Below are 19907 nucleotides of genomic sequence, written 5' to 3' on the forward strand. Positions count from 1 at the left end.
TCCTTTACACACTAGGCATATCGCGGTAAGAAACGCTGCGTCCCATCTCACCAGCATTCTCTTTTTGAACAAAGGTATTAGCATTGATGTAGGCAATAGCCGAAGCCTTCAGCACATCGAAATCAAGACCTGCTGCGTTAAAGATGGTTTCTGTATCTCTGTTTTCAACAGTGACCAAGACCCGAGCCTGGGCATCAATTCCATCTGTCACCGCATCAATGGTATAGGACACCAAACGGACGGATTGGTTAAAGAACTTATCGATAGCGTTAAATATTGCTTCAACAGAACCTTGCCCTGTCGCATTAAATTCGACTTGCTCACCATCCATATTAGCCAGGCTAACAAGTGCTTCAATGTCATTGTCTGCGTGAGTTTGCAGTTGTAAATCATCAAAGTGGAATCCTTCTGGATTTTCAACCATGGTTCCAGCTACCAGAGCTCGAATATCTGCATCTGTGATTTCTTGTTTCTTATCTGCCAGTGCCTTGAACTTAGCAAAGAGTGGTTTGATATCCTCTTCTGTAAAGTCTAGGGCCAATTCTCTTAGTTTCTCAACAAAGGCATGGCGACCAGACAATTTACCAAGCGGAAGGCTATTACTCTTGACACCAACCAATTCAGGGGTGATGATCTCATAAGTAAGAGGATTTTTAAGGACTCCGTCTTGGTGAATACCAGATTCGTGAGAGAAGGCATTGCCACCAACGACGGCCTTGTTTTTAGGAACTGGAATACCTGAGAAGCGCGAAACCATTTCTGACGTATTGATAGTCTCATTTAGGACAATACTTGTTTCTGCTTGGTAGTAATCTTGTCGAATATTGAGAGCCACTGCAAGTTCTTCCAAAGCAGCATTTCCAGCTCGCTCCCCAATACCGTTGATAGTTCCTTCAACACGTCCTGCACCATTCTTGACAGCAGCAAGGCTATTAGCCACTGCCATTCCAAGATCATCATGACAGTGAGGCGAATAGATAATCTGACGGTCCGTCTTGACATTCTCAATCAGGTATTTGAAGATGGCACCATATTCCTCTGGTGTAGTAAATCCTACCGTATCAGGGATATTGATATAAGTCGCACCTGCATCGACCGCTGTTTGAACGACTTGTAAGAGGAAATCCAACTCTGTTCTAGTCGCATCCTCAGGAGAGAATTCGACTATCTCAAACTTAGAACGGGCATAAGAAACATGTTCCTTAATAGCTTCTAAAATCTCTTCCTTGCTCTTATTGAGTTTATACTTACGATGAATTGGACTGGTAGCGATAAAGACATGAACCTGTGGATACTTGGCATCCTTGAGGGCCTCATAACATGCATCAATATCAGACTTGACCGAACGTGCCAAACCAGTCACCGCCGTTTTCTTCAAGACTTTAGCAATCTCCTGCACTGCCGTAAATGAGTCTGGGCTAGCCGCTGGAAAACCGGCTTCAATGGCTGAAATACCCCATTTCTCCAGCTGTCTTGCTATGGCAATTTTTTCTTTGATTGAAAAGTTAACACCCGGTGTCTGTTCTCCATCCCGAAGGCTGGTATCTAGAAATTCAACTGTTCGCATAAGATTTCCCCTTTTCCAAATGTGGTTTTAAAAAAACATCTCGCTTAGAAATCCAAGCGAGATGTTGATTCACTCCCGCTTGGTAAGCCAAACAGGACTAATGCTTTTTGCACTAGCCCGAGTACCTCAACAACAAAGCAAATTGATTAAACTTAGCTGTTTTCATGTTTGACTTTCTCCTTCGTTTGATATCTTGTTTAGTATTTTAGCATAGTCAGAAGCACTTGTCAAGAAAAAATCAAATATTTTCTGAAAATTTCTTCAGTATAGAATATTTAGCTAATTGAAAGTTATTGAAAATCCTTGAAATGTTTCATTTTTTAGAAGTTAAATTCCAACTTTTTTCTATCAATTCCAGTACCATTTCATCTGACAAAGTATCATCAAAAGCAACACTAATCCAGTAGCGTTTGTTCATATGAAAGGCTGGATAAATGCCCTTTTGTGAAATCAGGTCCACTACTTGATCATGTTTGAGGTTGACTGCTTCGACTAGACCTTCTCTACCCTTTTCCAGCTTATCCCAAGAGATTCTCATCAAAACAGCATACCATTTTTTATTGCCTTCATGTCTTAACACTGCCGTATCAGGTGATTTTTCCCACAGATACTCCAACTGATTACCATACTTTTCCTGAATCTGAGCCATGATACGCTTAGTCTGAGGACAGATAAAATCTTGCACATCAAAACAAGCCTTCCGAATCTGGTAAAGAATCACCAAACAAGCCTCACGAACACTTGCAACAAAACTCCCTGTCATACTTTCCATATGAACTTGGGGATAGAGGTCGCCCGTTTCCTGGTCAAAGACCTGAAAACTCACATTTTCAGCAGTGATGGACACAGTCATGACAAAGTCGCCCTGCAAAATCTGGCAACTATAAGTCCAGACTCCACTATTTTCTAAAAAACCATAGGCATGAGCTTTTTCTTGATTAAACTGATAGGATTTAAAAATTTCAAACATAAGTGAAAACTGCTACCCAAAGCTAGCAGTTCCTTTCTATTTTTTAAAAAACAACCTTAGTACCATGCAATTGTGTTACCCCCAAATGGTCGATAAAGGTTTGACGGTTGTCCAAGTCAATCCCCCCACCTGGTAGAATTTCAATCTTACCTTTAGCATGTTCCAAAATTCTGTGATAGTGAGCAAAACGTTTGTCTAGTGAATCGCCAGACACACCGGCACGAGTTAAGATGCGAGTGACTCCAGATTGACTAAGCCAGTCAATAGCTTCCAGTTGATCATCATCACTCAATTCATCAAAGGCCATGTGGAAGACAATTTCCATTCCATTTGATGCAGCAATTAACTTTTCAAGATTAGGCTTATCCAACTTTTTGTCAGCAGTTAAAGCCCCAAATACAACCCCTTGACTTCCAGCCTGAGCAGTCAAGCGAATGTCTTCTAGCATAATAGCAATTTCCATATCATTATAGACAAAGTCGCCACCACGTGGACGAATCATGGTCATAATGGTTGTATCGTAGTTAGCTGCCAATTCAACCGCTGTCTTGGTTACTCCATAGCTTGGTGTTGTTCCTCCCACTGCTAGATTATCACAGAGTTCGATTCGACGAGCTCCAGCCTGCATCGCTTTTTCAAGCAAGGTCACATTTTCAGCACAAAATTCGTAAATCATTTGATTCTCCTTGAAGATTACTTTGAATTTATTATATCATATTGTTGTGAATATGCTTTCATTTTTATCAAGGGAAATAGTTACAAATTTTACTTATTCTTTGTCTGGAATGACCTTGAAGAGATAATAGGTAATAAAGATAGTCAAGGCTCCTAGACCGATTTTGACCGGTAAAAGAGGGGCAAAATAAATGGAAATCCCCATCAAGATGTAGATAGATACGATGATTTTTTTCTTACGTTCACGCGCAATGGACTTTGTCTCACGAAAATCAGCTACATATGCTTGATAGAGCTTGGTATGATAAAGCCAATCTTCGAATCGCTTGGAACTTCTGGAGAAACAAGCAATAGACAACAAAAGAAAAGGTGTTGTCGGCAACAAGGGCAAGACAACCCCAACAATAGCCAAGGCCAGTGATAAAAAACCAATTATCAGATAGATAAGACGCATAACTACTCCTAATTAAAATAATCTTCTTCTAGTTTCGCATAAAATGATGAATTTTGTCAAGTTCCAACCAAAAGAGCCTGAAATTCACTTTCAGGACTCTCCTCTTATTTAATCTTTTCTTCTTCGTAATCACCATTGCTGCAAACAACCTGCTTGCCACCACCACGGACTTTTTTCTCCATGAGGAAGTTGCCACATTTTGGACAGTCACGACCAACAGGCTTGTCCCAAGAGGTAAATTCACATTCTGGATAGCGATTGCAACCATAGAAGAGGCGATTGCGTTTGGTCTTTCGCTCAATGATTTGTCCCTGATGACAACTTGGACACTCTACGCCGATTTCTTTCACGATTGCTTGGGTATGGCGACAATCTGGGAAATTGCTACAAGCGTAGAACTTACCAAAACGACCAAGTTTAATGACCATTGGACTGCCACACACTTCACAATCAAATCCAGCTGGTTCATCCTTGATCTGGATTTTTTCCATTTCTTCTTCAGCCTTGGCAACTTCTTTAGAGAATGGTTTGTAAAAGGCGTCTATAACACGTTGCCACTGCTCTTTTCCGACTTCGACATCATCCAGCTTGCCTTCCATTTCAGCTGTAAAGGTCACGTTTACGATATCTGGGAAATATTCAACGATGAGCTTGTTAACAATTTCTCCCAACTCTGTCGGTTCAAAACGTTTGGCTGCAAGGCGAACATAATAACGTTTCTGAATAGTTTCAATGGTTGGTGCGTAGGTTGACGGACGTCCAACCCCATTTTCCTCCAAGGTCTTGATCAGTGTCGCTTCAGAATAGCGAGCAGGCGGTTGAGTGAAATGTTGCTCTGGTTTGCTATTGACCTGCTTAACCACATCTCCAACAGCCATATCTGGTAGCATCTTATTCTTGTCAGAATCATTATAAATGGCAAGATAACCATCAAACTTAACCTGACTACCATTAGCAGCAAATTGAACACCATTTTGCGACAATTTAACAGCCATGGTATCAAAGACAGCAGCTGTCATCTGACTCGCTACAAAACGATTCCAAATAAGAGTATAAAGCTTGAGCTGATCCTTATCCAGATACTTAGCAATACTTTCCGGTGTGTTAAAGACACTTGACGGACGAATAGCCTCATGGGCATCCTGAGCACCTGATGCATTTTTTACCTTGCTACCATGCTTAGAATACTTGCTACCAAAACGGTCCGTAATGAAACTTGCTGCTTCATTTTGCGCTACTGGACTGATACGAGTCGAATCAGTACGCATATAGGTAATCAAACCTTGCACACCAGAACCGATATTGATCCCCTCATAGAGCTGTTGGGCAACCATCATGGTCTTTCGAGTACGGAAATTGATTTTATTGGCCGCATCCATCTGCATAGATGAAGTGGTATAGGGTAAAGGAGCATTGCGTTTGCGCTCTTTCTTATCCACCTGATCCACTGAAAAGTCTTTACTAGTCAGACGAGACAAGACTTCCTTGACCTCATCATTGCTAGTCAGTTTCAGCTTTTTGCCATCTACTCCATAGAAGGATGCCTGAAATTGCTTGGTTCCCTTTTTAAAGACAGCATCAACTGTCCAGTATTCTTCTGGCTGGAAGGCATTGATTTCATTTTCACGGTCAATAATGAGTTTAAGGGCAATGGACTGTACGCGCCCTGCTGACAAGCCCTTCTTGACCTTCTTCCACAAAATGGGCGAAATCGAATAGCCTACCAAGCGGTCCAAAACACGACGAGCCTGTTGGGCATCGACCAAGTCCATATCAATCTTGCGTGGTTCTTTAAAAGCATTTTTGACCGCATCCTTGGTGATTTCATTGAAGACCACACGGTTGGCATCATTTTCATCCAAGTTGAGAATATGAGCCAAATGCCAAGAAATCGCTTCTCCTTCACGGTCCGGGTCACTCGCCAGAAAGACTTTATTAGCTTTTTTGGCTTCTTTTTTCAACTCATTGATAAGAGGGCCTTTTCCTCGGATATTGATATATTGCGGTTCATAATTATTTTCAATATCGACGGACATACTGGATTTCTTCAAATCACGGATATGCCCGACACTGGCTAGAACCTTGTAGTTTCTGCCTAGATACTTTTCAATCGTCTTGGCCTTAGCAGGCGACTCCACGATGACTAGATTTTTTTTAACTGTTGATTTTTTCTTTTTTGTTGCCGTAGCCACAGTATCACACCTTTTCAAAGTAATAAACTTTATAAAGTGTAAACCATTTTTTGAACCCTGTCAAGACTTAGCTACTATAATAGAAGAAAAGTTTGTCTAGTAAGCGGACTTTCTTCTTATACTCAATGAAAATCAAAGAGCAAACTAGGAAGCTAGCCGCAGGCTGCTCAAAACACTGTTTTGAGGTTGCAGATGGATGCTGACGTGGTTTGAAGAGATTTTCGAAGAGTATTAAAATTCAAATTCCGCAAGCACATCCTGCCCACTTGTGACCAATTTTGCTCCTTCTTGAATCAAATGATGGCAACCGGCTGATAGTCCATCTAAAATGCTACCAGGTATAGCAAAGACATCGCGGCCTTCTTCCATTGCTCGCTCACAGGTAATGAGACTACCTGAGCGCATCTTGGCCTCTGCTACAATCACACCACGACAAAGTCCAGCAATAATGCGATTACGGGCAGGAAAATGAAATTTCAGAGGTTGTTCGCCAGGTCCATATTCACTAAGAACCAGATGGTCATTTCCGATGTAGTCTTGCAAGCGTTTATTGGCTTTAGGATAAAACACATCCAGCCCTGTTCCAATCACTGCAATGGTTTTTCCGCCATTCTGAAGAGCTGCCATATGAGCTGCTGTGTCAATGCCCTTGGCTAATCCACTGACGATAACCAGTTCATTTTCCAAGCCTTGAATGACTTTTTCAACTGACTTAGCTCCCTGTTTGCTACAAACACGACTGCCCACAACCGCTACCTTAGGGAATTTCAAGAGGTCAAGATTTCCCTTGTAAAATAAAAGCACAGGTGCATCGTATATTTCACTTAGATCCCAAGGGTAACAGTCATCTAAAATAGAGAAAGATGGAAATTTTTGAAACTCCTTCTCCAAATGCGCATCGTCTATCTGAAAATAACGTTCCATAAAAACGGCTGGATTTCGGCAACCTGATATATCTGCAATATCGCCTAACAACAGTTCTTGGTCAACATTTTCACCGTATTCTAGGACTTTCAAAAGCTGTTGATTGGTCAAACCTGATTTTTTTAACTTATAGATTTCATAGTTTGTGATTTTCATAAATATCTCCATTTCTTTTTCTACTCATCTATTTATTCGTAAAAAATCAAAAAACATCCGACTATTTTAGCCAGATGTTGGAATCTTTAATTTTCGTTTTTAAGAATTTCTTCTAATTTATGATAGTCTTGGACACTATCAATCTCATAGATGCTATTACCTTCTAATTCTTCAACATAGACATCTAGCTCTTTGATGTTATCCTTAACCATATTGTCCCAATAGAGATCAACAAATTCACCACTTGCATAAGCCTTATCGATAAAGCTGACAATCTTTTCTGCAGTTGGAGCATCCCAGAAGGATACACCACTAAGGATACGACCTGCCTTGCTATCAACAATAATGTCTTGAACCTTGTAGTCATCTCCATAGACCAAGAACCATTCGTTGGTACAATCTTCACGATAAACACTAAAATAAGTAGAACGTGTCAAATCATTGCGGAACATATTTTTAAAGAGATAATTATCGGCATCGATAACATAACTATTGGCCAATTCTTCTTTTACAAGATAGAGAGAGTAAAAGTTATTGTAGTCAGCGTATTTATCATTGAAAACGAGGCGAACGCCATATTTTTCTTTTAAGTAATCGAATTGTTCTTTAAGATAACCAACGATGATGATGATGTCATTGATTCCTTTTTCTTTGAGAAACTCAATTTGGTATTCAATCAAAGGTTTTTGATTAACCTGAACCAAAGCTTTAGGGGTATTTTCAGTCATAGGACGCAAGCGAGTTCCCAATCCCGCTGCTAAGATAATGGCTTTCACACGAATCTCCTTTATTCTTTAATAATAATATAAACTCCAGCAATGACGACAAGTGACGTAATAATTGTCAGCATATCTAGCGGTGCACCCAAGAAAACAACTGCAAACAAGACAGTCCAAACTACATAACTCACGTTCAAGCCTGTAGCCTTGGCTGGTTGCAAGCGATTGATAGCGATATAATAAGCCAAATAGGAAATCATATCAAAGGCTGCAAAGACAATCATAAGACCTAACAATTGTCCATTGGCCACTTCTGCAAATGACTGATGAGAGAAGAGCACAATCACAAGATAGGACAAGAATGAAGTCACTTGACGGATTAAGAGGGCTTCGATTTCACTCAATTCACTTTCCATGGCAAAGGAGCTAAGGACACTTTCACTCCCCCATGCAATGGCACAAACCAAAGCACAGAGAATCCCAATGTAGAAGGAATTGACCTGTTCCACCTTATAGGTCTGAGCAATAATCCCTCCAATAATCAAGACAATCCCAAACACAGTATTTTTTGAAATCTTGTGCTTCAAAAAGAAGAAAGCCAATAAAACTGAAACTGCAGGGTAGATAGCAGATACCGATGAAGCTAAGGAACTTCCAATATACTTAACCGCATAAAGGTTGGCCTGCATACCGATTGGGCCTGCTAGCAAGGCTCCGATGATAACACTCACATTGCGAATATTTAAGAAAATCGAGAGACGAACTTTTCCTTCTTTTACTAAAAGAAAAGCTAGTAAGATAAAGATACTCAAGAAATCATGAGCAGCGGCTACCACAAAGGGCGACAAATCTGTAAAAATCGAAAAGATATAAGCACTAATCGTTAGACCTAAACCCCAGAAAACACCTGAGAGTAGACCAAAGGAAACTCCATTTTTATTTTTCATCTGAACCTCCATAATATGACAAACCTTTAACAGCTCTTTGGTAACGACTCACACCATAGTCACCAAAATCTGCACCTTGCTCTTCTTTGTAGACTGTCCATAGACTCCAAATAGCATCTTGTAAAATTTTATAAATAGCAATCTTTTCACGAGAGACAGGTGTTTGCTCACTCTCATAGTGAGACAAGAAGTCTTCTTCCTCTTGACGAGTGAATTCAGACTCTAAAAAGAGGGCAGCCAAATCCCACATTGGATCATTCATTGATGAATATTCCCAGTCAATCAAATAAAGTCGGCCTTGAGGTGATTCGATAAAGTTTTCAGGCACCAAATCGATATGACAAGATTTTCTGTCAACACCTAAATCGGTCAGTCTTTTCTCTAAAGAGAAGACTTCTTCTCGAACAGCTTCATAGTTGGCATAAGGGATTTTCTCTTCAATCAAGGATTCGTATTTTTTGATTTCTTCAAAAGGAGCAAATTCTCCCCTTAATTCCTTACCAGAAGCATGAATAGTCTGTAATATTGGAGCAATTTTATCAAATTTTGTCTTGATTGACCTTGAATCAAGCGTAATCGCAGATTCGATATACTCATTTACTTTGATACCAGCTTCAATATCAAAAAGATAATTTTTTACATCTAAGTCTAAATCCTTTAGTAGTTCAAGATTGTACTTTTCATCTTGACGATTGATCAGCTTTTCTGTCCCTTTACCAAAGAATTTAACAATGTATTGCTTATTTGTTGTTTTGACCAAATAGTTTTGATTGGTCATCCCCCCCAGTTGTTCAACACTGAGGACTTCCTCTTCTTCACTAAGTAAGGAAGAAATTTTTTCTTTAATGATTTTCTCCACAATTAACCTCCAGCACTTATACTTCCCACTTAAACACAGTTTTAAAGGCTGTATTTAAATCGGTAGCAAAGACACGGTGAATATCTTTAATTTCTCTTACAGGTTCTTCTAGATAAAGGATATTTTTAAGACGATTGGCAAATTTCTTGACTTCCATCATTTGGATGGCATTTTCAAAATCGATGCGACCAGAACGAGAGGAACCAACCAAGAGCAAGCCTTTTTCTAAGGCATCGCGTGTATTGAGATTCACTTTATACTCGCTAACTCCCATCATGAGAATTGTTCCCTGAGGACGAATGTAGCGAATCAAATCATTAATAGCTGGTCCAGTACCATCACCACCACAACACTCAAAAGCATGGTCAAAGGCCAAATCTTCAGGAATATTATCCGTAATATAGCATTCTTTGGCAAATGAGAAAAGTTCCAATTTTTCCCAATGACGACCAATGACCACAATCTCTGCTTCTGGCAAAGTATAGTTGATAATATTAGCAACCACAAAAGCTAAACTTCCATCTCCGATAACGGCGATTCGGTCCCGCTTGCTATGAGCAAGAGTCAATAGACGATTCATAGCGTGCATACCGACACTAACAAACTCTGTAATGGCTGCAACCGTGTCTTCAATAGCATCATAAGCCACCACACGGTCTTTAGGGAGAGAAACAAACTCTCTCATAAAGCCATCAAAACCACTAGACAAGAAATGGGTCCCTGTCATGTAGTTCTCATAGAATTCTTCATCACTCTGCATAGGAGGCTGATTCGGAATCATGACAACTTTTTGACCAACCTCATAAGTTCCTGTCGGATCAGAAATAACGGTTCCACATGACTCGTGAATCATTGCCATTGGAAGCTTTTTATTCAAAATCTTGGGATCACGTTTGCCCTGGTAGTAACGCTGATCCGCATGACAGACAGCCATGTAGTTGGGACGGATGAGGATATGATTCTCTTGGTCAATAGCCTCTTCCTGGTATTTGACGTTGATAAACTTGGGCTTAGTCAGTTGATAAATTTGATTAATCATATCACTAGTCTTTCTCAATCATACTTTTTGCAATCTTCAAATCTGTCACTGTTGTGATTTTAAGGTTTGAGTATTCCCCCTTAGCCAAGGCCACATCTTTTCCTTTGATTACAAAGATTTTACATGCATCTGTTAAGATTTCCTTCTCTTCATCAGAAAGAGATCCATAAAGGTCCATGAAGTCCTTGCAACGGAATGTTTGAGGTGTTTGTCCTTGATAAAGGTGAGCACGATTTGGAATATCTGTAATAAATTGACCATTGGTACTTTCAACGATAGTATCAACCGCTTCTACCACCGTATCCACTGCGTCATGATTTTGGGCAAGTTGGATATTGTCCTGAATCATGCGAAGTGTAATAAATGGACGAACAGAATCGTGGGTAACAACGATATCCTCTGGAGTAAGCGGACGATAAGCATCAATGGCTTCAATGATTTTCTCAATACTCGTATTACGGTCAGCACCACCTTTTGTAATGATGATACGTTCCTTATGAAGAGGAAGATATTTATCTACAAGATCTTCTGCATGAGAAACCCAGTCTCCATGAACCCCAACCACAATTTTTTCAATGCTTGGTTCCAAGACAAATTTTTCAATTGTATGAATCAAGATAGGTCGATCACCTAGCTCTAAAAATTGTTTTGGCAAGTTACTGATTCCCATGCGTGTGCCAGTTCCACCAGCAAGAATTCCTGCATAAATCATCTATTTTCTCCTTTGTCTTACTAAAAAAACTTATTCTCTCTATTATACCACAATCTAGTCCTATCATGAAAGAAATACCGGCCCTCCCGTTCTAGAATAGAAGGATTAAGGAGTTCTATTATTCAAAGAAACTAGTCCATTTCTAGTAATGACTAGGAATTCTATAGTCATTACTAATAAATAGCTGTGAAATTTTAGAGTTCTTCAGAATAATATACTTTTCTTAAAGAAAGCTTAAAATTAAACTTTGAAACTTCAAAGCGATTACTTGACTTATACTCAATGAAAATCAAAAAGCAAACTAGGAAGCTAGCCGTAAGCTGTACTTGAGTACGGTAAGGCGACGCTGACGTGGTTTGAATTTGATTTTCGAAGAGTATTACTGCCCTTCATTTCTTATTAGCTGACTTTATGATATAATGAAAAACGAGGTAAATTGAATGAAAAGTATAAAATTAAATGCTCTATCTTACATGGGAATTCGTGTCTTAAATATTATTTTTCCCATCTTAACTGGAACCTATGTCGCGCGTGTCTTGGACCGAACTGACTATGGTTACTTCAACTCTGTCGACACAATTTTGTCATTTTTCTTACCCTTTGCAACTTATGGAGTCTATAACTACGGTTTACGGGCCATCAGTAATGTCAAGGATAACAAAAAAGATCTGAATAGAACCTTCTCTAGTCTTTTTTATTTGTGCATAGCTTGTACGATTTTGACCACCGCTGTCTATATCCTTGCCTATCCTCTCTTCTTTACAGATAATCCAATCATCAAAAAGGTCTACCTTGTCATGGGGATTCAACTCATTGCCCAGATTTTTTCAATTGAATGGGTCAATGAAGCTCTGGAAAATTACAGTTTTCTCTTTTACAAGACTGCCTTCATCCGTATCCTGATGCTGGTCTCTATTTTCCTGTTTGTCAAAAATGAACACGATATTGTTGTCTATACGCTTGTGATGAGTTTATCGACACTGATTAACTATCTGATTAGTTATTTTTGGATTAAAAGAGACATTAAGCTTGTTAAGATTCACATAAGTGATTTTAAACCGCTCTTTCTTCCTCTGACAGCCATGTTGGTCTTTGCCAATGCCAATATGCTCTTCACTTTTTTGGATCGTCTCTTCCTCGTTAAAACAGGGATTGATGTCAACGTTAGTTACTATACTATGGCTCAACGAATTGTGACCGTTATAGCTGGTGTTGTAACAGGAGCTATCGGAGTGAGTGTGCCTCGTCTCAGTTACTATCTAGGAAAAGGCGACAAGGAAGCCTATGTCGCCCTTGTTAACCGAGGCAGTCGAATCTTTAATTTCTTTATCATTCCACTCAGTTTCGGACTCATGGTTTTAGGACCAAATGCCATCCTACTTTACGGTAGTGAAAAATATATCGGAGGTGGTATCTTAACCTCTCTCTTCGCTTTTCGTACGATTATCCTGGCCTTAGATACCATTCTTGGTTCCCAAATTCTCTTTACAAATGGCTATGAAAAACGTATCACAGTCTATACAGTCTTTGCAGGATTACTCAATTTGGGCTTAAATAGTCTCCTCTTTTTCAACCACATCGTGGCTCCTGAATACTACTTACTGACAACTATGCTATCAGAGGCCTCTCTACTTGTTTTCTATATCATTTTCATCCATAGAAAACAGCTCATCCACTTAGGACATATCTTTAGCTATACTGTTCGATACTCGCTCTTTTCACTTTCCTTTGTAGGAATTTATTTCCTGATTAATTTCGTGTATCCTGTGGATATGGTCATTAATTTGCCATTTTTGATTAATACTGGTTTGATTGTCTTGCTATCAGCCATCTCTTATATTGGTCTACTTGTCTTCACCAAAGATAGCATTTTCTATGAATTTTTAAACCATGTCCTAGCCTTAAAAAATAACTTCAAAAGATCATAGGAGTTTAAAATGAAACAACTAACCATTGAAGATGCCAAACAAATTGAATTAGAAATTTTGGATTACATTGATACTCTCTGTAAAAAGCACAATATCAACTATATTATTAACTACGGGACTCTGATTGGGGCAGTTCGACATGAGGGCTTTATCCCTTGGGACGACGATATCGATCTTTCCATGCCTCGCGAAGACTACCAACGATTTATTAACATTTTTCAAAAGGAAAAAAGCAAGTATAGGCTCCTATCCTTAGAAACTGATAAGAACTACTTTAACAACTTTATCAAGATAACCGACAGTACCACTAAAATTATTGATACTCGAAATACAAAAACCTATGAGTCAGGTGTCTTTATCGATATTTTCCCCATGGATCGCTTTGATGATCCTAAGGTCATTGATACTTGTTATAAACTGGAAAGCTTCAAACTGCTGTCTTTCAGTAAACATAAAAATATTGTCTATAAAGATAGCCTTTTAAAAGATTGGATACGAACAGCATTTTGGTTGCTCCTTCGACCGGTTTCTCCTCGTTATTTCGCACATAAAATCGAGAAAGAAATTCAAAAATATAGTCGTGAGAATGGGCAGTATATGGCTTTTATCCCTTCTAAATTTAAGGAAAAAGAAGTATTCCCAAGTGGTACTTTTGATAAAACAATCGATTTGCCCTTTGAGAATTTGATCCTTCCTGCTCCTGAAAAATTTGATACTATTTTGACACAATTTTATGGAGATTATATGACCTTGCCACCTGAAGAAAAACGCTTCTACAGTCATGAATTTCACGCTTACAAATTGGAGGATTAGGATGCAATATTTAGAAAAAGAAGAAATTAAAGAAATTCAACTAGCCCTGCTAGACTATATTGATGAGACTTGTAAGAAACATGATATTCCTTATTTTCTTAGTTATGGAACCATGCTTGGAGCCATCCGCCACAAAGGTATGATTCCTTGGGACGATGATATTGATATTTCCCTTTATCGTGAAGATTATGAGCGTTTACTGAAGATTATTGAGGAAGAAAATCATCCACGTTATAAGGTTCTCTCCTACGATACATCTTCTTGGTACTTCCATAATTTCGCATCAATTTTGGACACTTCTACTGTTATCGAAGACCATGTTAAGTACAAGCGTCATGACACCAGTCTCTTTATCGATGTCTTCCCAATTGATCGCTTTACAGACTTGAGCATTGTCGACAAGAGTTATAAGTATGTAGCCCTTCGTCAACTAGCTTATATCAAAAAATCACGCGCAGTTCACGGTGATAGTAAATTAAAAGATTTTCTAAGATTATGTAGCTGGTACGCCCTCCGGGTGGTCAATCCCCGTTACTTTTACAAGAAAATTGATCAGCTAGTCAAAAATGCTGAAACCAACACTCCTCAATATGAAGGAGGAGTTGGGATCGGTAAGGAAGGAATGAAAGAAATCTTCCCAGTTGATACCTTTAAAGAACTGATTTTGACTGAGTTTGAAGGTCGTATGTTGCCTGTGCCAAAAAAATATGACCAATTTTTAACCCAGATGTATGGGGATTATATGACACCACCATCAAAAGAAATGCAAGAATGGTATAGTCATAGCATTAAAGCTTATCGTAAAAACTGATTGAGGACAATTATACAAAGTATTGAGTGAGACTTGGAAAAACTCATTTGCAGGAAAAAATGAAGTAAATATTCCTACAACAAAACGCATAATATCAAGGCTTTTCGGCACCTGATATTATGCGTTTTCCTTATCTTAAAAACTTTTTATCCAGTCTATTATAGGAAACTGAATCTGGAATAGTCCAACACGACTTCTAAAATATTGTTATAAATTGATTAAAATTCCAAAATCAATTTGTTCAGTTCTTATTTCACGCTACTATAGTTATGCTTTTTATGAATTAACCACTATTACTATCTCTTTATCAATCTTCACGCTGAAGCGGTGATTGATTTAAAACAAGTTTAAAAAATATCGAAAAGAAGCTTAATATTGAGAATAGTCAGTATGATCGCAACTACATATCCTAAGATAGTATTCCATTTCGCATTGGCAAATTCGCCCATCAATGATTTCTTAGATGTGAGATAAATCAATGGAAAGATAGAAAATGGTAGGGCAATGGAAAGAAAAACTTGTGAATAAACTAATAATTGATCCAAGGTTGTTTCTTGGTGGCCAAACAAAACAGCAACAATCATGACGGGTAGTAAGGCAAATAACCGGGTTCCAAGTCGGATAATCCATTGTGGTAATTTCATATGTAGGAAACCTTCCATGACGATTTGTCCTGTCAAGGTGCCTGTAATCGTTGAATTTTGTCCACTGGCTAATAGAGCCAAGGCAAATAAGGTAGATAGAGTCGAACTAGCTATAGCCCCCGCAATTGTAGAATCTTTTAAGGCATTATACATTTGTGAAAAGGCAGAAATATCAGATGCATGGCCGAAAAAGAGAGCTGCACCTAAGATCAAAAGAAGGGAATTGACAACAAAGGCTAGAGATAACTGAAGATTTGAATCCCATGTCATAAAGCGAACACCTTTACGAATATCATTCTTATCCTTGTGATTGACTTTTCGAGTTTGTGACAAAGATGAATGCAAATACAAATTATGAGGCATAACCGTCGCTCCAACAATCCCTAGCGCTAAGGTCAACTGACTTTCATGTCCAGGAGCAGGACTTTCAAACAAGGTGGATGTTGGTAAATAACCTCCAAAAATTCCTTGAATACTTGGATGTGATAAAGTCACAAGGTAGGTGAAAATCACCAAGATTGTCAAAATCAAGGTCGTAACGATAGCTTCAATCTTTTTAAATCCAAACTTCATCATCAAAAGTAAAAGAAATACATCTAGAATGGTTAACAGAATCGCTACCATGATTGGAATCTTAAATAGAAGATTGAGAGCAATCGCAGAACCTAGAACTTCTGCCAGGTCTGTTGCCATCAAGGCTAGTTCCAAAATAACCCACAGACTATAACGAAGCCACTTTGGTGAATGATAAGCCGTCGCTTGTGCTAAATCCATCTTAGTCACAATCCCAAGTTTTCCTGCCATTTGTTGCAATTGCATAGCAATAAGGGAAGAAATCAAGATGACAAACAAGAGGCTGTATTTGTAGGATGCACCTCCAACAACACTGGTAATCCAGTTTCCCGGATCCATATAGCCTACAGCTACTAGAGCGCCCGGGCCTAAAAAAGCCCTTAGATTTTGCCAAAAGCGGTTATTATTTGGAGTATCAATAGATTGATTAATCTCAGAAAGTGAGACCTTTTCATAAGAAGACATACATATTTACCTCTTTCTAATCTTCTCTTTTGATATGATGTTGAAAAATAGATTTTAAAATGGTTCCTAACTTTTCCAACTCGCTCTTATTATATCATAAAAATGCTACAAAGTCTTTAAAAAATTAGGTGAGCTTAAAACAATTATTAATATTGGTTAATTTTTTTGATACTCCATAAATCAAACTTCTAACTTTACTTTCTAAACCCTATTTTAATGAAAAAACCAACACCTTTCGGTGCTGGTTTTGAATAAATTGAATTTTTTCTGATCCTAAATAGCTTCTGTCACAAAACTACGGCTTTCCAGCACTTTGAGCATGGCATTAGCTGTATCTAGGGCTGTAAAGAGTGGCACACCGTGTTCAATGGCTGAGCGCCGGATTTGTTCTCCATCTTCGTCAGCAGTTCGTTTTGTTCCAACTGTGTTAATGATAGCTTGGATTCTTCCTTTTCGAACAAAGGATGGAATATCATGTTCATCATATCCGATTTTACCGACTAACTGTGGTTGAAGACCATTTGCAACAAAGAATTCTGCAGTTCCCTCTGTAGCAAGGATTCCATAGCCGATGTTTTGGAAACGACGAGCCAAATCCAAGGCTTCTTCTTTTGCATCATCAGCAATGGTAAAGACTACATTTCCAAAAGTTGGCAAGTGAAGGTAAGAAGCTTCAAAGGCCTTATAGAGAGCTTTTTCCAAAGTAGCATCAGAACCCATAACTTCTCCTGTTGACTTCATTTCAGGGCCGAGCAAGCTGTCTACCTTAGCTAGTTTTGTGAAGGAGAAGACAGGTGCCTTGATATGAACGCGGGTGCTTTCAGGGTAAAGTCCATCTTGGTAGCCAAGTTCTTCAAGTTTTTGACCAAGAATGAGCTTGGTTGCTACTTGAGCCATAGGGATATTGGTCACTTTAGAAAGAAATGGAACCGTACGGCTGGCACGTGGATTGACCTCAATAACGTAGACTTTTTCATCCTTGATAACAAACTGGATGTTCATCATTCCAAGGCAGTTAAGACCAATTGCTAGGCGTTTAGTATAGTCTGCGATTGTTTCTTGCACCTTTTGCGACAAGGTTTGTGGTGGGTAAACGGCCATTGAGTCACCTGAGTGAACACCAGCTCGTTCGATATGCTCCATAATACCAGGGATGAGGACATTTTCTCCGTCTGAAATAGCATCAACTTCGCACTCTTGCCCAACGATGTAAGAGTCAACAAGAACTGGGTGGTCTGGACTAGCCTTAACAGCAGTTCGCATGTAAGAACGAAGGTCTTCTTCGTTTTCAACGATTTCCATAGCACGACCACCCAAGACATAAGATGGGCGAACGAGGACTGGGAAGCCAATCTTGCGAGCTGCAAGCACTGCTTCTTCTTCATTGGTAGCCGTTTGTCCTGGTGGCTGTGGAATATCCAGATCTTTGAGAGCTTGCTCAAAGAGGTCACGGTCTTCGGCACGGTCTAGGTCAGCAACTTGAGTACCAAGAATAGTCACACCTGCTTTTGCCAATGGCTCTGCAAGGTTGATGGCTGTTTGACCACCGAACTGAACGATAACCCCTTTTGGTTGCTCTAAATCAATAACATTCATGACATCTTCGAATGTCAATGGTTCAAAGTAGAGCTTATCAGATACAGAGAAGTCTGTAGAAACGGTCTCTGGGTTTGAGTTCATGATGATGGCTTCGTAGCCAGCAGCCTGGATAGCCTTAACCGAGTGAACAGTTGCGTAGTCAAACTCAACGCCCTGACCGATACGGATTGGACCTGAACCTAGTACAAGTACAGATTCCTTATCAGACTTGATAGACTCATTTTCCCATCCATAGGTTGAATAGAAATATGGTGTTTCAGAGTCAAACTCTGCCGCACAAGTATCGACCATCTTGTAGACTGGGACAATCTTGTTTTCCAAACGAAGCTGACGAACTTGGTCTGCAGTCGTTTCCCAAAGTTCAGCAATCTTACGGTCTGAAAATCCATTCAATTTTGCAGTTTTCAAAACTTCTAAATCTTGTGGATGTGAGCCTAATTCTTGCTCAATTTCAAAGATATGCAAGAGTTTATCCAGATAGAAGATATCAATCTTGGTCAATTCAGCTATCTCTTCAGGTGTATAACCACGACGAATAGCTTCTGATACGTAGAAGAGACGGTCATCTTGGGCTTTGACTACTTTTTCAATCAAGGCATCATCAGAAACTGCTGCAAGTTCAGGCATTTCATTGTGATGAACGCCAATTTCAAGTGAACGACAAGCTTTAAGGAGAGATTCTTCGATGTTTCGACCGATTGCCATGACTTCTCCAGTGGCCTTCATCTGTGTCCCAAGACGTCGCTCCCCTTTTTCAAACTTGTCAAATGGGAAACGTGGAATCTTGGCAACCACGTAGTCAAGGGCTGGTTCAAACATGGCATAGGTTGAACCTGTAACTGGGTTAATAACCTCATCCAAGGTCAAACCGACGGCAATCTTGGCAGCCAATTTAGCAATCGGATATCCTGTCGCCTTAGATGCAAGGGCTGACGAACGCGATACACGAGGGTTTACTTCGATGACATAGTACTTAAAACTGTGTGGATCAAGGGCCAGCTGAACATTACATCCACCTTCAATCTTGAGGGCACGAATAATGCTCAAGCTCGCGTCACGTAGCATTTGGTTTTCATAGTCTGACATGGTTTGCGCAGGAGCAAATACAATGGAATCCCCTGTGTGAATCCCAACTGGGTCAAAGTTTTCCATGTTACAAACAACCAAAGCATTGTCAGCTGAGTCGCGCATGACTTCGTATTCGATTTCCTTGAAACCTGCGATTGAACGCTCAATCAAACATTGGGTAACAGGTGACAATTTCAAACCATTTTCAGCGATTTCACGCAATTCTTCCTCGTTGGCACACATACCACCACCAGTACCACCAAGTGTAAAGGCTGGACGAACGATAACTGGGTAACCAATTGTTGCTGCAAAGGCAACTGCTTCTTCTACTGTGTTGACAATTTCAGATTCTGGGATTGGTTGGTTGAGCTCTTCCATCAATTGTTTAAAGAGGTCACGGTCCTCCGCTTGGTCAATGGCAGATAATTTAGTTCCCAGAAGCTCAACACCAAGCTCTTCAAGGATACCATTTTTAGACAATTCCATGGCCATATTGAGCCCTGTCTGACCACCAAGCGTTGGCAGCAAGGCATCTGGACGCTCCTTACGAAGAATACGTGTCACAAACTCAAGTGTAATCGGTTCAATATAAACCTTATCAGCAATTTCCTTGTCCGTCATGATGGTGGCAGGGTTTGAGTTAACCAAAACAACCTCATAACCTTCCTCTTTCAACGACAAGCAAGCCTGGGTTCCAGCATAGTCAAACTCAGCAGCCTGACCAATAATAATCGGACCAGAACCAATCACCATAATTTTTTGAATATCAGTACGTTTAGGCATAGTTTATGA

16 protein-coding genes are annotated in these 19907 nt (G+C 39.5%); 3 read left to right on the forward strand and 13 right to left on the reverse strand.

Annotated elements, in window-relative coordinates; genetic code table 11:
* Nucleotides 1-4 precede the first annotated feature (4 nt).
* From SMIDD28_RS00110 to SMIDD28_RS00160, 11 genes are all read right to left on the reverse strand, one after another.
* The gene (locus SMIDD28_RS00110) at nt 5-1567 is read right to left on the reverse strand and encodes a 2-isopropylmalate synthase (RefSeq protein WP_061423819.1); all 1563 of its coding nucleotides are present in this window, start codon (nt 1565-1567) and stop codon (nt 5-7) included.
* Nucleotides 1568-1880: 313 nt separating this feature from the next.
* Entirely contained in the window at nt 1881-2537 is a 657-nt protein-coding gene (locus SMIDD28_RS00115) for an MmcQ/YjbR family DNA-binding protein (protein WP_061423824.1), read from the reverse strand.
* Between the two features lie 43 nt (nt 2538-2580).
* The gene (locus tag SMIDD28_RS00120) at nt 2581-3213 is read right to left on the reverse strand and encodes a copper homeostasis protein CutC (protein ID WP_061423826.1); all 633 of its coding nucleotides are present in this window, start codon (nt 3211-3213) and stop codon (nt 2581-2583) included.
* A 93-nt stretch (nt 3214-3306) separates the two neighbouring features.
* The gene (locus SMIDD28_RS00125; protein ID WP_001237214.1) at nt 3307-3666 is read right to left on the reverse strand and encodes a YbaN family protein; all 360 of its coding nucleotides are present in this window, start codon (nt 3664-3666) and stop codon (nt 3307-3309) included.
* Nucleotides 3667-3770: 104 nt separating this feature from the next.
* Nucleotides 3771-5858, reverse strand: a complete 2088-nt coding sequence (gene topA, locus SMIDD28_RS00130) for a type I DNA topoisomerase (protein WP_061423828.1) — start codon at nt 5856-5858, stop codon at nt 3771-3773.
* Nucleotides 5859-6089: 231 nt separating this feature from the next.
* A complete protein-coding gene (dprA, locus tag SMIDD28_RS00135) occupies nt 6090-6938 on the reverse strand; it encodes a DNA-processing protein DprA (RefSeq protein WP_061423830.1) in 849 nt (282 codons plus the stop codon).
* An 86-nt stretch (nt 6939-7024) separates the two neighbouring features.
* On the reverse strand, nt 7025-7714 hold the full coding sequence (locus SMIDD28_RS00140) for a sugar phosphate nucleotidyltransferase (RefSeq protein ID WP_000643965.1): 690 nt from the start codon (nt 7712-7714) through the stop codon (nt 7025-7027).
* An 11-nt stretch (nt 7715-7725) separates the two neighbouring features.
* Nucleotides 7726-8604, reverse strand: a complete 879-nt coding sequence (locus tag SMIDD28_RS00145; protein ID WP_049512185.1) for a DMT family transporter — start codon at nt 8602-8604, stop codon at nt 7726-7728.
* Nucleotides 8594-9463, reverse strand: a complete 870-nt coding sequence (locus SMIDD28_RS00150) for a phosphotransferase family protein (RefSeq protein ID WP_061423832.1) — start codon at nt 9461-9463, stop codon at nt 8594-8596. The genes SMIDD28_RS00145 and SMIDD28_RS00150 overlap by 11 nt, the downstream gene beginning before the upstream one ends.
* Nucleotides 9464-9479: 16 nt before the next feature.
* Nucleotides 9480-10502, reverse strand: coding sequence for a ribitol-5-phosphate dehydrogenase (locus tag SMIDD28_RS00155; protein ID WP_000609877.1), 1023 nt, complete (start codon nt 10500-10502; stop codon nt 9480-9482).
* A gap of 4 nt (nt 10503-10506) precedes the next feature.
* Entirely contained in the window at nt 10507-11214 is a 708-nt protein-coding gene (locus tag SMIDD28_RS00160) for an IspD/TarI family cytidylyltransferase (protein ID WP_000638496.1), read from the reverse strand.
* A gap of 440 nt (nt 11215-11654) precedes the next feature.
* On the opposite strand from SMIDD28_RS00160, the gene tacF reads away from it, so the two are divergent.
* From tacF to SMIDD28_RS00175, 3 genes are read left to right on the forward strand one after another with little or no spacing between them, the layout of a single operon-like run.
* Entirely contained in the window at nt 11655-13142 is a 1488-nt protein-coding gene (gene tacF, locus SMIDD28_RS00165) for a type IV teichoic acid flippase TacF (protein WP_061423834.1), read from the forward strand.
* Nucleotides 13143-13151: 9 nt separating this feature from the next.
* Nucleotides 13152-13955, forward strand: coding sequence for a LicD family protein (locus SMIDD28_RS00170; RefSeq protein WP_061423836.1), 804 nt, complete (start codon nt 13152-13154; stop codon nt 13953-13955).
* Between the two features lies 1 nt (nt 13956).
* Nucleotides 13957-14766: a LicD family protein gene (locus SMIDD28_RS00175; protein ID WP_061423839.1), complete on the forward strand. Its 810-nt coding sequence runs from the start codon at nt 13957-13959 to the stop codon at nt 14764-14766.
* 347 nt (nt 14767-15113) lie between these two features.
* On the opposite strand, the gene SMIDD28_RS00180 is transcribed toward SMIDD28_RS00175, so the two are convergent.
* The gene (locus SMIDD28_RS00180) at nt 15114-16448 is read right to left on the reverse strand and encodes an Nramp family divalent metal transporter (protein WP_061423841.1); all 1335 of its coding nucleotides are present in this window, start codon (nt 16446-16448) and stop codon (nt 15114-15116) included.
* 273 nt (nt 16449-16721) lie between these two features.
* Nucleotides 16722-19898 (reverse strand): carbamoyl-phosphate synthase large subunit, encoded by a 3177-nt coding sequence (gene carB / locus SMIDD28_RS00185; protein WP_061423843.1) that lies wholly within the window; start codon nt 19896-19898, stop codon nt 16722-16724.
* Between the last annotated feature and the right edge of the window lie 9 nt (nt 19899-19907).

The sequence above is a fragment of the Streptococcus mitis genome (assembly GCF_001579045.1).
Classification (GTDB): Bacteria; Bacillota; Bacilli; order Lactobacillales; family Streptococcaceae; genus Streptococcus; species Streptococcus mitis_D.

Coding starts and splice junctions, on each gene's coding strand:
- SMIDD28_RS00110 (WP_061423819.1), bottom strand. CDS start 1,567: ATGCGAACAGTTGAATTTCTAGATACCAGCCTTCGGGATGGAGAACAG.
- SMIDD28_RS00115 (WP_061423824.1), bottom strand. CDS start 2,537: ATGTTTGAAATTTTTAAATCCTATCAGTTTAATCAAGAAAAAGCTCAT.
- SMIDD28_RS00120 (WP_061423826.1), bottom strand. CDS start 3,213: ATGATTTACGAATTTTGTGCTGAAAATGTGACCTTGCTTGAAAAAGCG.
- SMIDD28_RS00125 (WP_001237214.1), bottom strand. CDS start 3,666: ATGCGTCTTATCTATCTGATAATTGGTTTTTTATCACTGGCCTTGGCT.
- dprA (WP_061423830.1), bottom strand. CDS start 6,938: ATGAAAATCACAAACTATGAAATCTATAAGTTAAAAAAATCAGGTTTG.
- SMIDD28_RS00145 (WP_049512185.1), bottom strand. CDS start 8,604: ATGAAAAATAAAAATGGAGTTTCCTTTGGTCTACTCTCAGGTGTTTTC.
- SMIDD28_RS00155 (WP_000609877.1), bottom strand. CDS start 10,502: ATGATTAATCAAATTTATCAACTGACTAAGCCCAAGTTTATCAACGTC.
- SMIDD28_RS00160 (WP_000638496.1), bottom strand. CDS start 11,214: ATGATTTATGCAGGAATTCTTGCTGGTGGAACTGGCACACGCATGGGA.
- tacF (WP_061423834.1), top strand. CDS start 11,655: ATGAAAAGTATAAAATTAAATGCTCTATCTTACATGGGAATTCGTGTC.
- SMIDD28_RS00170 (WP_061423836.1), top strand. CDS start 13,152: ATGAAACAACTAACCATTGAAGATGCCAAACAAATTGAATTAGAAATT.
- SMIDD28_RS00175 (WP_061423839.1), top strand. CDS start 13,957: ATGCAATATTTAGAAAAAGAAGAAATTAAAGAAATTCAACTAGCCCTG.
- SMIDD28_RS00180 (WP_061423841.1), bottom strand. CDS start 16,448: ATGTCTTCTTATGAAAAGGTCTCACTTTCTGAGATTAATCAATCTATT.
- carB (WP_061423843.1), bottom strand. CDS start 19,898: ATGCCTAAACGTACTGATATTCAAAAAATTATGGTGATTGGTTCTGGT.